Below are 14039 nucleotides of genomic sequence, written 5' to 3'. Positions count from 1 at the left end.
AATGCGCGCGCGTTTGCGGTGAAACCCGGCCTCGACCCCCGCCCGAGGACCCGAACCCGTTGCCGATACGTCGCCCCCGGCCTCGAACCCCGGCATCGACGGTCCGTCTGCAGCGGTCAGCGCGGCGTGAATGCGGCGGCACCGGACTGCAGAGGGGCCAACCGAGTGAGTTGCGTGACGTGTTCCGGGGTCAATTCCGCGAGTGAATTGACCTGCAGCAGTTGCATGGTGCGGATGATCTCCTCCCTCAGAATCTCGATCATGCGGTCGACGCCCGCGCGGCCACCGGCCATCAGGCCGTACAGGTAGGCCCGGCCGACGAGCGTGAACGATGCTCCCATTGCGATGGAGGCCACGATGTCGGAACCGTGCATGATGCCCGTGTCGACGGCCACTTCGAAGTCGGAGCCCACTTCACGGACGACCTGCGGCAGCAGGTGGAAGGGAACGGGAGCGCGATCCAGTTGCCGGCCTCCGTGATTGGACAGAACGATGCCGTCTACACCCAGTTCGGCCAGGCGTGCCGAATCCGCCACCGACTGAACACCTTTGACGACCAGCTTGCCGGGCCAGATCTCCCGAATGATGTCGAGATCCTCGAACGAGATGGACGGATCCATCGCTGAATCGACCAGCTCTCCGACCGTGCCGCCGGTAGAGGTCAGCGACGCGAACTCCAGCTTGGGCGTGGTGAGGAAGTCCCACCACCACCAGGGCCGCGGAATGGCGTTGGCGATCGTCGACGCGGTCAACTGCGGCGGGATGGAAAACCCGTTGCGTTTGTCTCGCAGGCGAGCTCCGGCGACCGGTGTGTCGACCGTGAACAGGAGGGTGTCGAAGCCTGCTTTCGCGGCGCGTTCGACCAGTCCGAACGAGATGTCGCGGTTACGCATGACGTAGAGCTGGAACCAGTTTCGGCCGTTCGGGTTGGTGGCCTTCACGTCCTCGATCGACGTGGTGCCCAGCGTCGAGAGGGAGAACGGAATTCCAGCAGCGCCGGCGGCGGCAGAACCGGCGTACTCACCCTCGGTCTGCATCAGGCGCGTGAAGCCCGTCGGGGCGATACCGAACGGAAGCGCGGACGGTCCGCCGAACACCGTCGTCGAGGTGTCGACGTGGGAGACGTCTCGCAGGATCGAGGGGTGGAATTCGACGTCGCGGAAGGCCTGCCGGGCCCGGGAGAGCGAGATCTCGGCGTCGGCCGCGCCGTCGGTGTAATCGAATGCCGCGCGCGGGGTACGGCGACGGGCGATGGTGCGGAGATCGTCGATGGTCAGTGCTGCGCTGAGGCGTCGTCGACGCAGGTTCAGATCGGGCTTCTTGAACGAGAGCACCTCGCGCAGGTCGGTGGCTTTCGGTATCTGCCGGGCAATGGGCATGCGTTGTCTCGATTCTGTGGGCTGATCCTCTCCCCACCACACCACCCGAGGTGTTAGCAACGACAAGCAGGGTGGCGCACCGGTTCGATCCAAGCCTTGAACGCGCGCGCGTTTGCGAAAAATGACTGGCAATCCCCGCGAAACCCTGGCAATTTTGCGCGCGCATGGCAAGTGCGCGCGCGTTTGCGGCGAACCCCACAATTGGTACCCAGCCACCAGGTTCCTGACTGCGAGATCGGTCGGCTCATCCCTCGCGAGTGACGGCCGCCAACACTGCGGTCAGCACTCGAACGGCACCCTCTTTGTCCAGGGGGTCGTTGCCGTTTCCGCATTTGGGGGATTGCACGCATGACGGGCAACCGGTCTGACATTCGCAGGAGACGATGGCGTCCTTGGTGGCGGCGAGCCAGTCGGCGATGGCCACGTGTCCGCGGTCTGCGAAGCCTGCTCCGCCGTCGTAACCGTCGTAGACGAAGACCGTCGGCAGCCCGGTGTCGGGGTGTAATGCCGTCGACACTCCACCGATGTCCCATCGATCGCAGGTCGCGACCAACGGCAGCAAGCCGATGGCGGCGTGCTCGGCCGCGTGCAGCGATCCGGGGAATCGCTCGAACGGAACACCGCTGTGCTCCAACAACTCCGGGGTGATGGTGTACATGACGGCGCGGGTGTCGAGGGTCTGGGCCGGCATGTCGAGTTCGATGGAATCGAGGACCTCTCCCGACGGGAGGCGTCGAAGATATCCCACCACCTGATGGGTGACGTTCACCTGGACCAGCGCGACGCGGACCTCGCCGTAGTCGACGGATTCGTGCACCGCGGTGATCGCGATGTCGGTGATCTCGCGCGCCGAGGTGTTCCACTCGGGTTGTTCGGCGTGCACCAGCGCGAGGCCGGCCTCGAGATCGAGCTCGTCGACCACGAAGGATTCGCCCTGATGAATGTGCACCGCACCGGGATGTGCTGTGGCAGGGGCACGTCCGCCGTCGACGGTGCCGAGCATGCGGCCGGACTCGCCGTCGACGATGGCGACCTGCACGCCCGTGCCGCCGCGAATGTTGACCGCACCGTGCGGAGACAGTTGCTGCCCCTCGGGGGTGATGAACCACCCGTGGGGACGCTTGCGCACGTAGCCCTTGAGCTCGAGCTCTTCGAGTACCGATTCCGCGCTCAATGCTTCGGCCTCGGCTAGGGTGATCGGTAGTTCGACTGCGGCGCAAAGCAATTGGGGAGCAAGAATATACGGATTGGTCGGGTCGGTGACGGTTGCCTCGACCGGCTTGTCCAGCAGGGCAGCCGGGTGATGCACCAAGTAGGTATCCAACGGGTCGTCGCGTGCGACGAGTACCAACAGTGAGCCCTCTCCGCGTCGTCCGGCGCGCCCACCCTGCTGCCAGAACGACGCGACGGTCCCCGGGAAACCGGCGACGATGACGGCGTCCAAACCGGCGATGTCGACGCCGAGTTCGAGTGCGTTGGTGGTGGCCACTCCCAGCAGGGTGCCGTCGGAGAGGTCGCGTTCGAGTTTGCGACGATCCTCGGCCAAATAGCCTGCGCGATAAGCGGCGACGCGTCGGACCAACTGCGGATCGACGTCGGCGAGAATTCTCTGGGTCCCCAGCGCAGTGACCTCGGCTCCGCGCCTGGACCGTACGAACGCAAGTGTCCGCGCACCCTCGATCAACAGATCCGCCATGATGCGCGACGCCTCGGCCCCCGCCGATTTGCGTACCGGCGCACCGTTCTCGCCGGTGATCTCCTTGAGCAGCGGCGGTTCCCAGAGTGCGACGGTACGCGCTCCGTGGGGCGAGCCGTCCTCGGTGATCTCCTCGCAGGGCGCTCCGATGAGTCGACTGGCTGCGCGTCCCGGCTCCGAGGTGGTGGCACTGGCGAGAACGAACACCGGAGACGCTCCGTAGCGCGCGCAGAGGCGTCGCAACCGACGGAGTACCAGGGCGACGTTGGAGCCGAAAACACCTCGGTAGTAATGGCATTCGTCGACCACCACGTACCGAAGGTTGCGCAGGAAACGCGACCATCGCTCGTGTGCGCCGAGGATGCCCAGGTGCAACATGTCGGGATTGGTGAAGATCCAGCGCGCATTGGTTCTGGCCCACTGCCGAATCTCGATCGGGGTATCGCCGTCGTACGAGCTGGGAAACACCTCGGCGAGATCGTCTGACAGCGAACGTAACTCGTCGGTGATCGAGATGGTGGTGCGTAGCTGATCGGCACCGAGGGCCTTGGTCGGTGCGAGATACAGAGCCGTCGCCCGGGCGTCGGCGGCCAGCGTCGTCAGAATGGGCAGCTGATAGGCCAACGATTTGCCCGACGCGGTACTCGTCGAGAGCACCACATGACTGCCCTCGGCGGCGAGCGTCGCGGCCCGGGCCTGATGCGTCCACGGTTGTGCGATGCCCCGAGAGGTGATCACCTGCACCACTTCCGGGCCGACCCACGACGGCCAGGGGGCAAAACTGGACGATCGAGCCGGTAACTCGGCGACGTGCGTGACGGGGCCGTCGTCGGCGGGGGTACCGGCCAACACTCGATCCAGCAGCCGCTGCCCGTAACTCCGGACATCCGCACCGTCGTGCGGATGCTTCTCGCTCACTTCCGGTCTCCATGCATTCGTTCGATCTACTGGCCAGCCCTTCGGGCTTGCTGGGTCGTTCCGCAGGCTCCACTCCTGCCTAGGTGCGACCTGGGGTCCTCATGCTATCGCGGACCCGAAACGAGCGGCTCGAGCCCTGGTGAGAGCCGCATTCCACCCGTCCGCCGTTGTGTGTTGTTACAAGACGGGCAATTTGTTCGAAAAGGGTCGGTTTTCGACTGTTGCGAACGCGGAGTTCATGGTTCACTTGACGCGGTCGCAGCTTCTGTGTTCGTTCTACGCTTCGCAGGATCTTATGTTGCGGGCGCGGTACTGGGAGAGCTCGTCCATCAGGGGGAATCCTGAGGGGGATTCGTACAAGTGCAGCGGTCGGAACCGGCCCGATGGATCGAAAGTGCGCTCCATCGAATCCGGTGTTAGAAAGAGAAGGAAAAGCATGGCACAGGGAACTGTGAAGTGGTTCAACGCCGAAAAGGGCTTTGGATTCATCGCACCAGAAGACGGCTCCGCTGACGTTTTCGTTCACTACTCCGAGATCCAGGGCAGCGGCTTCCGCACCCTCGAGGAGAACCAGCGCGTCGAGTTCGAGGTCGGCCAGGGCACCAAGGGTCCTCAGGCAACGGGCGTTCGCGCAGTCTGATTCTTTTCTCTTCGGAGACGAGAACCTTCATCCCCCTTTCTCGATCGGCCGTGAAAAGCCGTTCGAGAAAGGGGGATGTTTCGTTTCGTGGCGAACCACCAGGAAGAGTCGAAAGCAGTGTCTGCCGGTGTCGATGTCCTAATGTCCATGCTGTGAACCAGCTGTCCTTCTTCTCTGCCGAGTCGTTGCCGCCCGCGGTGACCGATCTCAGCGGACTGCTGGCTGCCACCGGCCATGTCGTCACGTCCTCGGGATCGGCGCGTATCTCCGTCGTCGTCGACGCGCAGTGGCGGGCCGATGCCATTGCCGAGTTGATCGAACAATGCGGTCTGTCGGCGGAGCTGGGACGGTCCGAAGAAGACCGTCCTCTCGTTCGCACCGCGTCGGTTCCGGAACTGTCCGCGTTGGCGTCGTTGTGGACCAAGGGCGCGGTGAAGGCCGTGCCTCCCGGGTGGGTGCCCGGTTCTCGGGAGTTGCGGGCATGGGTGCTCGCGTCGGGGCGTCCCGAGGCGGAGGGGGAACGCTACGTACTCGGCCTCGATCCGCACGCGCCGGAGACTCATGCGGTCCTCGCTCAATCGTTGATGCGCGCGGGCATCGCCCCGACTTTGATCGGCACCCGCGGGTCCAATCCTGGCCTTCGAATCACCGGCCGACGTCGGCTGTTGCGCCTCACCGAGAACGTCGGCGAGGCTCCTGCGAATGTGGACGCACGTACCAATTGGCCCCACGCTGAGTAGGAGGATGTATGACTGATCTGCGAGTATTTGCTCGACGTATGTCAGTCTGTTAGGAGTGGGGCAGGCAAATCTGCTTGTGAAAACGCACTAGGGAAGGTTCGGCAGCAAGGTGGCAGCACGTAACAACGGCTCGGGGGACAGCTCCGCCGAGCCGCGTCGTCTGGTCATCGTCGAGTCTCCGACCAAGGCCAAAAAGATCGCTCCCTACCTCGGGAGCAACTATGTCGTCGAGGCCTCGGTCGGCCATATCCGCGACCTTCCTCGCGGTGCTGCCGACGTGCCCGCCAAATACAAGGGCGAGCCGTGGGCACGTCTGGGCGTGGACGTCGACCACGACTTCGAGGCCCTCTACGTCGTCTCGCCCGAGAAGAAGGGCAAGGTCGCAGAGCTCAAGAGCCTGCTCAAGGACGCCGACGAGCTGTATCTCGCCACTGACCCCGACCGCGAGGGCGAGGCCATCGCCTGGCATCTCCTCGAGACCCTGAACCCCAAAGTCCCGGTTCGACGCATGGTCTTCCACGAGATCACCAAGCCGGCGATCCTCGCGGCCGCCGCCGATACTCGCGACCTCGACCAAGACCTCGTCGACGCACAGGAAACCCGCCGCATCCTCGACCGTCTCTACGGCTACGAGGTCAGCCCGGTGCTGTGGAAGAAGGTCATGCCGAAGCTGTCGGCAGGCCGTGTGCAGTCCGTGGCCACCCGCATCATCGTCCAGCGTGAGCGCGAGCGGATGGCGTTCCGCAGTGCCGAGTACTGGGATATTTCTGCCACCCTCGACGCCGGGGCCGAGGCGAGCCCGCGCAGTTTCGGAGCTCGGCTGGTCAACGTCGACGGCAATCGCGTCGCCGCCGGCCGCGACTTCGGTCCCGACGGCAAGCTCAAGACCGAGTCGGTCACCGTTCTCGACGAACCGCATGCCCGACGCCTCGCCGACGCTCTCGAAGGCGTCGACCTCACCGTCGCGTCCGCCGAGGACAAGCCGTACACGCGTAAGCCGTACCCGCCGTTCATGACGTCGACGCTGCAGCAGGAGGCCGGCCGCAAGCTGCGGTTCAGTTCCGAGCGGACCATGCGTGTCGCGCAGCGTCTGTACGAAAACGGCTACATCACCTACATGCGTACCGACTCGACGTCGTTGTCCGCGTCTGCGGTCTCCGCGGCACGGGCGCAGGCGACCGAGCTGTACGGCCCGGAGTACGTGCACCCCACTCCGCGGCAGTACACCCGCAAGGTCAAGAACGCGCAGGAGGCGCACGAGGCCATCCGCCCCTCGGGTGACGTGTTCCAGACTCCCGGTCAGCTGCATTCGGCGCTGCAGACCGACGAGTTCCGTCTCTACGAGCTGATCTGGCAGCGCACCGTCGCGTCGCAGATGGCAGATCTGCGCGGCACCACGCTGACCCTGCGCATCATCGGAACCGCCGGTACCGGCGAGGAGTGCACGTTCTCCGCGTCGGGTCGCACCATCACGTTCGCGGGCTTCCTCAAGGCCTACGTCGAGAGCGTCGACGACGAGGCAGGCGGTCAGACCGACGACGCCGAGTCGCGTCTACCCGCGTTGAAGGCCGGCCAAGCGGTGACGGCCACCAAGCTCGATCCCGACGGTCACACGACCAACCCGCCTGCTCGATTCACCGAGGCGTCGCTGATCAAGACGCTCGAAGAGTTGGGAATCGGTCGGCCGTCGACGTATTCGTCGATCATCAAGACGATCCTCGACCGCGGTTACGTCTACAAGCGTGGCAGCGCTCTCGTGCCGTCGTGGGTGGCGTTCTCGGTTATTGCGTTGTTGGAAGCGCACTTCGGGCGTCTGGTGGACTTCGACTTCACCGCAGGCATGGAAGACGACCTCGACGCGATCGCGGGAGGCCGTGAGCGGCGCGGAGATTGGCTGCAGAGCTTCTACTTCGGCGGCGAGACCGGTGCCGAGGGTTCGGTGGCGCGCTCGGGTGGCCTGAAGAAGATGGTGGGCCAGAACCTCGAAGACATCGATGCGCGCACCATCAACTCGATTCGTCTGTTCGACGACTCTGAGGGACGCGAAATCCATGTGCGCGTAGGCCGTTACGGTCCGTACCTCGAGCGCATGGTCAAGAACGACGACGATCCGGACGGTGATCCGATCAGCCAGCGCGCCAACCTGCCCGACGACTTGCCGCCGGACGAGCTGACGATCGATTTCGCCGAAAAGCTCTTCGCCACACCACAAGAGGGCCGCAAGCTCGGTGTGGATCCGCTGACCGGTCACGACATCGTGGCGAAGGAAGGCCGTTTCGGGCCCTACGTCACCGAGATCCTGCCCGAGCCGGAACCCGAACCCACGCCCCCCGAGCCCGACATCGTCCCGGTGCCGTCCGGCAACGACGGTGATGGCGGCGGTGGCGTCAAGACTGCGGTGAAGAAGGCCGCGGCCAAGAAGGCACCGGCCAAGAAGGCTGCAGCGAAGAAGGCCACCGGCCCCAAGCCGCGGACCGGTTCGTTGCTCAAGTCGATGGATCTGGCGACGATCACGCTCGAGGATGCGCTCAAGCTGCTGTCGTTGCCACGCGTCGTGGGTGTCGATCCCGAGTCCAAGGAAGAGATCACCGCGCAGAACGGCCGCTACGGCCCGTATCTGAAGAAGGGCACCGACTCTCGCTCGCTCGCCGACGAGGATCAGATGTTCACGGTCAGTCTCGAAGAGGCTCTGAAGATCTACGCCGAGCCCAAGCGTCGGGGCCGTCAGGGCGAGGCCAAGCCGCCGCTGCGGGAACTGGGCGTCGACCCGATCAGTGAGAAGCCGATGGTGATCAAGGACGGTCGATTCGGGCCGTACGTCACCGATGGCGAGACCAACGCAAGTCTGCGCAAGGACGACGAGGTCGAGACGATCACCGACGATCGCGCGTCGGAGTTGTTGGCGGACAGGCGTGCTCGTGGCCCGGTGAAGAAGAAGGCACCGGCGAAGAAGGCCGCGGCAAAGAAGGCTCCGGCCAAGAAGGCTGCCGCGAAGAAGGCTCCGGCCAAGAAGGCTGCAGCCAAGAAGACCGCCACGAAGACGACGGCGGCCAAGACGACGACGAAGAAGGCTGCTGCCAAGAAGGCACCGGCGAAGAAGACCGACGGCGAGTAGCTCGCGAACTCGAAGTTGTGGATGGAATCGGCAGCGATTATGTCCACAGCTTCGAGTTCGGCACTGTCCGGGAACAGTGCGCCGGGAGTAGTCGGTCCCAACCGTTAGGGTTGCCAGCATGGCGGGTGTGTTCGATCGTTTGGTCGGTCAGGAAGATGTCGAGGCCGATCTGACGGCTGCAGCGGTGGCTGCTCGTACGGGCGTCGACTCGTCGGCGATGACGCATTCGTGGCTCTTCACCGGCCCTCCCGGGTCCGGGCGTTCCATCGCCGCCCTGTGCTTCGCTGCGGCGTTGCAGTGCACCACCGAGGGCACTCCGGGGTGTGGGCATTGTCAGGCGTGCTCGACGACGATGGCAGGCACTCACGGCGATGTGCGACGCGTCATCCCGGAGGGTCTGAGCATCAGTACCAAGGAGATGCGAGACATCGTCTCGGTCGCGTCGCGTCGGCCGAGCACCGGTCTGTGGCAGGTGGTCGTCGTCGAGGATGCCGATCGACTCACCGAGGGTGCCGGAAACGTACTGCTCAAAGTCGTCGAGGAGCCGCCCGCTCGGACGGTGTTCCTGTTGTGCGCTCCGTCGGTCGATCCGCAGGACATCTCGGTGACGCTGCGCTCGCGCTGCCGGCACGTCTCGTTGGTGACGCCCACAGTGCCGGCCATCGCGCAGGTGCTGCAGACCCGCGACAAGCTCGACGCCGAGACGGCGGAATGGGCCGCGTCGATCAGCGGCGGCCACGTGGGCAGAGCACACCGACTCGCCACCGACGAGGACGCGCGGGCGCGACGCAAGCGGGCACTTGCCCTGGCATCGGCCGCGGCCCGTCCCAATCAGGCGTACCTCGCAGCCGAGGAACTGGTGAAGGCCGCCGAGGACGAGGCCAAGGAAATGAGTGCCACTCGTGACGAGGCCGAGACCGAGGAATTGCGCACGGCCCTCGGAGCCGGAGGCACAGGTAAGGGCGCTGCCGGAGCATTGCGCGGCTCGGCGGGCGTGCTCAAGGACCTGGAGAAGCGGCAGAAGTCTCGCGCCACCAGAACCGGCCGCGACTCGCTGGACCGGGCGTTGATGGACCTGGTGGGCCTGTACCGCGACGCGCTCGCGCGTTCGTACGGCTCGACCGCGACGGCTACGCACCCCGACATGGCCGAGCAGGTCGAGCGAATGGCAAAGGCCGTACCGCCCGAGGCTCTGCTGCAGAGTATCGAGGCGATCCTCGAATGCCGAGAGTCGTTGGCTGTCAACGCAAAACCCAAATTTGCGATCTATGCGATGGTGGCGACGCTCGGCGACGTGCTGCGTTAGGAGCAGGCCCGTATCGAGGCTCGGGGGAGGGCGATTTTCGTTTCGACCCGATGCTCCGTTAGACTCACCAACGCCGAAAGGCACGCCGCCTTAGCTCAGTCGGTAGAGCATTTCACTCGTAATGAAAAGGTCAAGAGTTCGATTCTCTTAGGCGGCTCAGACTCAGCCCCTCACCGATACAAATCTGTGAGGGGCTTTTTCGTATTCCGTTCCGGTGAGCGTCGGACTCGTCAGCCTCGCGGACCCCGCGACATCCATCACAAAACGAACAGGAACACCCACATGATCGACGCCGTCATCTTCACCAACTACTCCGACACCGAAACCCCCGTCCGAATCAGCACCATCGACGGACACCAGCATGTCGGCAAGATCGGGGCCGTCGTCAACAACGATGACGACGGTGGCTTCATCACCGTCGCCCTCACCGAGGTCCCCACAGGGTCCCCCTACGTCACCGTCGTCATCGCTGTCGACGCGATCACCGCCGTCGAAAGCTGAACCGCAGACACCCCGACCTTCCGCACCACCGTCGACGGGCACACTGGACGAGGTGTTCGCCTCCCTCGCCCCGGCCCGTCGTCGCCTCGCGTACGTCGTACTCGCTCTCGTACTGATCGGGCTCGTCGTAGCCGTTGCTGCCTTCGTCGCATCGCGGTCCACGAACGACCCCGTCGCGAGCGTCGACCAGTCCGCTCCCGGCCCGGTGCTGTTGGTACCCGGGTTCGGCGGATCCACCGATGCTCTCGAGGTGCTTGCGGCGGAACTACGGGAGAACGGCCGCGACGCCACCGTCGTGGCCCTGCCCGATGGTGGCGTCGGCGACCTGACCGCACAGGCGCAGACACTGCGCGACGCCGTCGACGCGGCTCTGACTCGGACGGGAGCGACCTCGGTCGACGTCGTCGGGTACTCCGCCGGCGGGGTGGTGGCCCGGATCTGGGCTGCCGATCTGGGCGGTGCCGAGCAGGCTCGACGCATCGTGACCCTGGGCTCCCCGCACCACGGCACCCAGGTGGCGGGGCTGGCTGCCCAGGTCCTGCCCGACCGGTGCCCGACGGCCTGCCAGCAACTGGCCCCGGACAGCTCCGTGCTGGCCGGCTTGAACTCGGGCGACGAGACGCCGGACGGGCCGCAGTGGGTGTCGATCTGGACCGAACTGGATCAGGTGGTGACGCCGCCATCGTCGGCCCGGCTCGACGGGGCGATCGACATCCCCGTCCAGAGCGTGTGCGCGGACTCGGCCGTCGACCACGGAAACCTGCCCCGTGATCCTCTCGTCGGCGCGATGGTCTCGGCCCAGTTGGACGGCAGCTCTACCGTCGAGCTCGGCGCAGCCGACTGCAGCCGTCTCAGCTCGTGATGTCCTTGGTCGTGAAGTTCGCCCACGCAGCCCCCAGGAGCACGACGACGTAGACACCCTGCAATCCGACGCCGCGCACCAGGTCCCGCGTCGGCACCGGGTCGCGGAAGAGATCGACGAAGGCCAGCCAGTACCGCGTCGGAAGGTACGGCGCGATGGCGTCGGCGGCGTCCAGCGTCAGCAGTAGCGAGCTGGCGATGAGGAAGGCCAACGCGCCCAGCGTCGCCGCGAGTGGCGAGTCGGTCAGGGTCGACAGGAACAGCCCCATGGCAGCAACTCCGAGCATCGACAGCGTCACGTAGAGCACGGCGATGACGGTGCGCACGGCGACTTGCTCGTCTGTCAGTACCGTGCCGGACACGCTCGACACTCCGGCCAACGACGTGGTGTCGAACAGCGTCGTGCCGACGAAGTATGCGACGGCAGCAACGATGACGACGGCCAGCAGCACGAACGCAGCCACCGAGATCAGCTTCGCGACCAACAGCTTCGTTCGTCCCACCGGGCGGGCGAGCAGGTAACGCAGGGTGCCGGCCTGAGCCTCGCCGGCGACGGAATCGCCGGCGATGACCGACACCGCGACCGGAAGAAACAGCGGGAGCACGATGGCGAGAGCGGCGAGTGGGAAGAGCTGGCCGTTCGTGGTCACCGCGGACAGGAAGGCAGGGCCGTCGCCGGGACGCGGACCGACGTCAGTGAGTGCCAGCAGGCCCGCGACGATGGTGGGCAGCAGGTTCAGCAAGAGAATGACGACCCAGGTGCGGGGTCGGCGAAGCATCGCGCGCAGTTCGACGCCGATCATGCGGTCACCTCCGATCGGACGGAACCTTCGCGAGGGCCAGCAGGACCGTCGATTCGGTCCGCGCTGGCACCGGTGACCGCCAGCACCGACTGCTCGAGGCTCATCTGCTGCGGGCTCAACTCGCTCACCCGGACTCCGCCTTCGACGAGCAGTCGATTGAGCAGGGCCGGATCAGGGTGTTCGATCACGAGCTGTTGCCCGTCGCGCTCGAGCACGGTGGCGTCCTCCACATCGGACAGGACCGTCACCGCGTCGGCGGGGTCGGGGGTACGCACGAGCACTCGGCCGGTGGGTTGTTGGAATGCAGAGAGCTGATCCTGCAGAACGAGGCGACCTCGATCGAGTACTCCCACTCGGTCGCACAATTGCTCCACTTCGGCCAGCAGGTGGCTCGAGAGGAACACGGTTGTGCCCCGGGAATGCAAGTCCAGCAACAACTCTCGAATCTCGAGGATCCCCTGTGGATCGAGGCCATTGGTCGGCTCGTCGAGTATCAGCAGCTCGGGGGTACGCATGAGGGCCGCGGCCAAGCCGAGGCGTTGCCGCATGCCGAGCGAGTACTGCTTGACCGGTCTGCGTCCGACCCCGGCGAGGCCCACCTGCTCGAGGGCCTCGCCGACGCGGGCGGTGCGGGTGCGCCGAGAACCACCAGGGCCGGCCGCGTCGAGCAGGGTGAGGTTCCGGCGCCCGGAAAGATTGGGGTAGGCGGCGGGGTTCTCGATCAGCGCACCCACCCGCGGCAGCACGCTCCTGCGTCGTCGGGGCATCTCCTCGCCGAGCACCTGCATCTGCCCGGAGGTGGCCAGGACCAGCCCGAGCAGCATCCGCACGGTCGTCGTCTTGCCGGAGCCGTTCGCGCCCACGAAGCCGTAGATGTCGCCGGCTCGTACGTCGAGGTCGACGCCGTCGACGGCCCGCACCGGTCCGTAACGCCTGGTGAGGCCGGTCGTGCGGATCATGTGGCTGCTCCTTCGAGCTGCTGGGCGGCGGTGGCCAAAGTTTCTGCGGTGACAGTGCCGGAGAGCAGATATCGGCGGCGGTCCCCGGCGGGCTCGGTGATCAGGACGTTCAGCGGTCCTATCGACAGCGCCACGCTGTCGCCGGTCACGACTGCGCCGGGAGCGGCCCGCAACTGGTCGACGAGCCCGCGCGCGGCGCGACGCGGGAGCGGAGCGGCGATCAGCTCGGTCACTCCGCGGCCGTATATCCCGACGGATCCCGGTTCGTCGCGGGCCCGCAGATCCAGTCCGGACAGAGTCGACGGAAGACGGGGAGAGTCGATCCCGTCGGCGAACGAGGCGATGTCGAGACCGTCCTGCTGCTGCACATCGGTTCCCGGGGGCGGGACGAATCGGACGGTGTCGGCGTCGGGCATCTCGGGTGAGAAGTCCAGGAACGCGGTGCTGACGACAGGGCGAGCGGCCCCGCCGGCGAGCACGTCGACCTGCAGTGGCAGCCCGCTGTCGGGGTCGGCCCACACGTCGACCTCGGCGATGGTGCTCTGCGGCTCGGCGGGGACGAGCCGCAGGCCAGGGGCGTCCCGGCCGGCAATTCGGCGGGTCGGCAGCCGGGTGACCTCGTCGGTGGTCACCTCACTGAGCAGCCGCTGCCCGAGCTCCGGCGGCAGCAGATCGGCCTCGCGCGGCAGGCGCAGGCTCGGTTCGGGGACCGGGGTTGCCACAGCCGTGTTCTGCTCGTAGTCCCATCTCCACAGCAGAGCCGGGGACCGGTAGAGACCGCGTTCACCGGCGAGGCGGACGGTGTCGACTCGAAAGTTGTCCGGGGCGCGGTACCAGGCGCGCAGGGTCGTGGTGTCGCCCAGCAGATCCGGTAGGCCGCCGAGTCCGTCGGTGACCGGCAGGGTGACGCCGCCAACGGCCTGGGCGTAGCCCGAATACGGTGCTGCGGTGGAGGACTGGACCCGAGTGAGCAGTTCCGCCGCACCGATGTCCGACGCGGCGACGGGCAGGCGCTCGATCACCGAGGGCGTGGCGACGAGCACGGCGATGCCGAGCACCACCGCCAACCACCGCCACTGTCCACGCACCTCATCGACCGTACGGACGTAGCCGATGTGCCG

Annotated in this window: 11 protein-coding genes and 1 tRNA gene; 7 read left to right on the top strand and 5 right to left on the bottom strand. The window is 66.0% G+C overall.

The window, feature by feature from the left end; genetic code table 11:
* Window positions 1-116: 116 nt before the first annotated feature.
* Entirely contained in the window at window positions 117-1379 is a 1263-nt protein-coding gene (locus J1M81_RS12215) for an alpha-hydroxy acid oxidase (RefSeq protein WP_206498108.1), read from the bottom strand.
* 244 nt (window positions 1380-1623) lie between these two features.
* On the bottom strand, window positions 1624-3993 hold the full coding sequence (locus J1M81_RS12210; RefSeq protein WP_052068707.1) for a DEAD/DEAH box helicase: 2370 nt from the start codon (window positions 3991-3993) through the stop codon (window positions 1624-1626).
* A 436-nt stretch (window positions 3994-4429) separates the two neighbouring features.
* Between J1M81_RS12210 and J1M81_RS12205 the strand changes: the two genes are divergently transcribed.
* From J1M81_RS12205 to J1M81_RS12175, 7 genes are all read left to right on the top strand, one after another.
* A complete protein-coding gene (locus J1M81_RS12205; RefSeq protein WP_005248460.1) occupies window positions 4430-4633 on the top strand; it encodes a cold-shock protein in 204 nt (67 codons plus the stop codon).
* Between the two features lie 152 nt (window positions 4634-4785).
* On the top strand, window positions 4786-5373 hold the full coding sequence (locus tag J1M81_RS12200) for a hypothetical protein (RefSeq protein ID WP_032364537.1): 588 nt from the start codon (window positions 4786-4788) through the stop codon (window positions 5371-5373).
* A gap of 109 nt (window positions 5374-5482) precedes the next feature.
* The gene (gene topA / locus J1M81_RS12195; protein ID WP_206498107.1) at window positions 5483-8488 is read left to right on the top strand and encodes a type I DNA topoisomerase; all 3006 of its coding nucleotides are present in this window, start codon (window positions 5483-5485) and stop codon (window positions 8486-8488) included.
* A gap of 118 nt (window positions 8489-8606) precedes the next feature.
* Window positions 8607-9794 carry a DNA polymerase III subunit delta' gene (locus J1M81_RS12190; protein WP_206498106.1) on the top strand — a complete coding sequence of 396 codons (1188 nt, stop codon included), beginning with the start codon at window positions 8607-8609 and terminating at the stop codon, window positions 9792-9794.
* 84 nt (window positions 9795-9878) lie between these two features.
* Window positions 9879-9951: transfer RNA gene (locus tag J1M81_RS12185), tRNA-Thr, on the top strand.
* Window positions 9952-10076: 125 nt separating this feature from the next.
* Window positions 10077-10295, top strand: coding sequence for a hypothetical protein (locus J1M81_RS12180; protein ID WP_206498105.1), 219 nt, complete (start codon window positions 10077-10079; stop codon window positions 10293-10295).
* A 52-nt stretch (window positions 10296-10347) separates the two neighbouring features.
* Window positions 10348-11157: an alpha/beta fold hydrolase gene (locus J1M81_RS12175; RefSeq protein ID WP_206498104.1), complete on the top strand. Its 810-nt coding sequence runs from the start codon at window positions 10348-10350 to the stop codon at window positions 11155-11157.
* On the opposite strand, the gene J1M81_RS12170 is transcribed toward J1M81_RS12175, so the two are convergent.
* Genes J1M81_RS12170 through J1M81_RS12160 form a run of 3 tightly spaced genes read right to left on the bottom strand, consistent with a single transcriptional unit; the run spans window position 11147 to window position 14006 of the window.
* Entirely contained in the window at window positions 11147-11959 is an 813-nt protein-coding gene (locus tag J1M81_RS12170; RefSeq protein ID WP_027494448.1) for an ABC transporter permease, read from the bottom strand. The genes J1M81_RS12175 and J1M81_RS12170 overlap by 11 nt on opposite strands.
* A complete protein-coding gene (locus J1M81_RS12165) occupies window positions 11956-12918 on the bottom strand; it encodes an ABC transporter ATP-binding protein (RefSeq protein WP_206498103.1) in 963 nt (320 codons plus the stop codon). The genes J1M81_RS12170 and J1M81_RS12165 overlap by 4 nt, the downstream gene beginning before the upstream one ends.
* Window positions 12915-14006 carry a hypothetical protein gene (locus J1M81_RS12160; protein ID WP_206498102.1) on the bottom strand — a complete coding sequence of 364 codons (1092 nt, stop codon included), beginning with the start codon at window positions 14004-14006 and terminating at the stop codon, window positions 12915-12917. The genes J1M81_RS12165 and J1M81_RS12160 overlap by 4 nt, the downstream gene beginning before the upstream one ends.
* Between the last annotated feature and the right edge of the window lie 33 nt (window positions 14007-14039).

It is taken from the genome of Rhodococcus sp. KRD175, from assembly GCF_017168275.1.
In the GTDB taxonomy this organism is placed as follows: Bacteria; Actinomycetota; Actinomycetes; order Mycobacteriales; family Mycobacteriaceae; genus Rhodococcoides; species Rhodococcoides fascians.
This window is presented reverse-complemented; position numbering and strand designations above follow the sequence as displayed.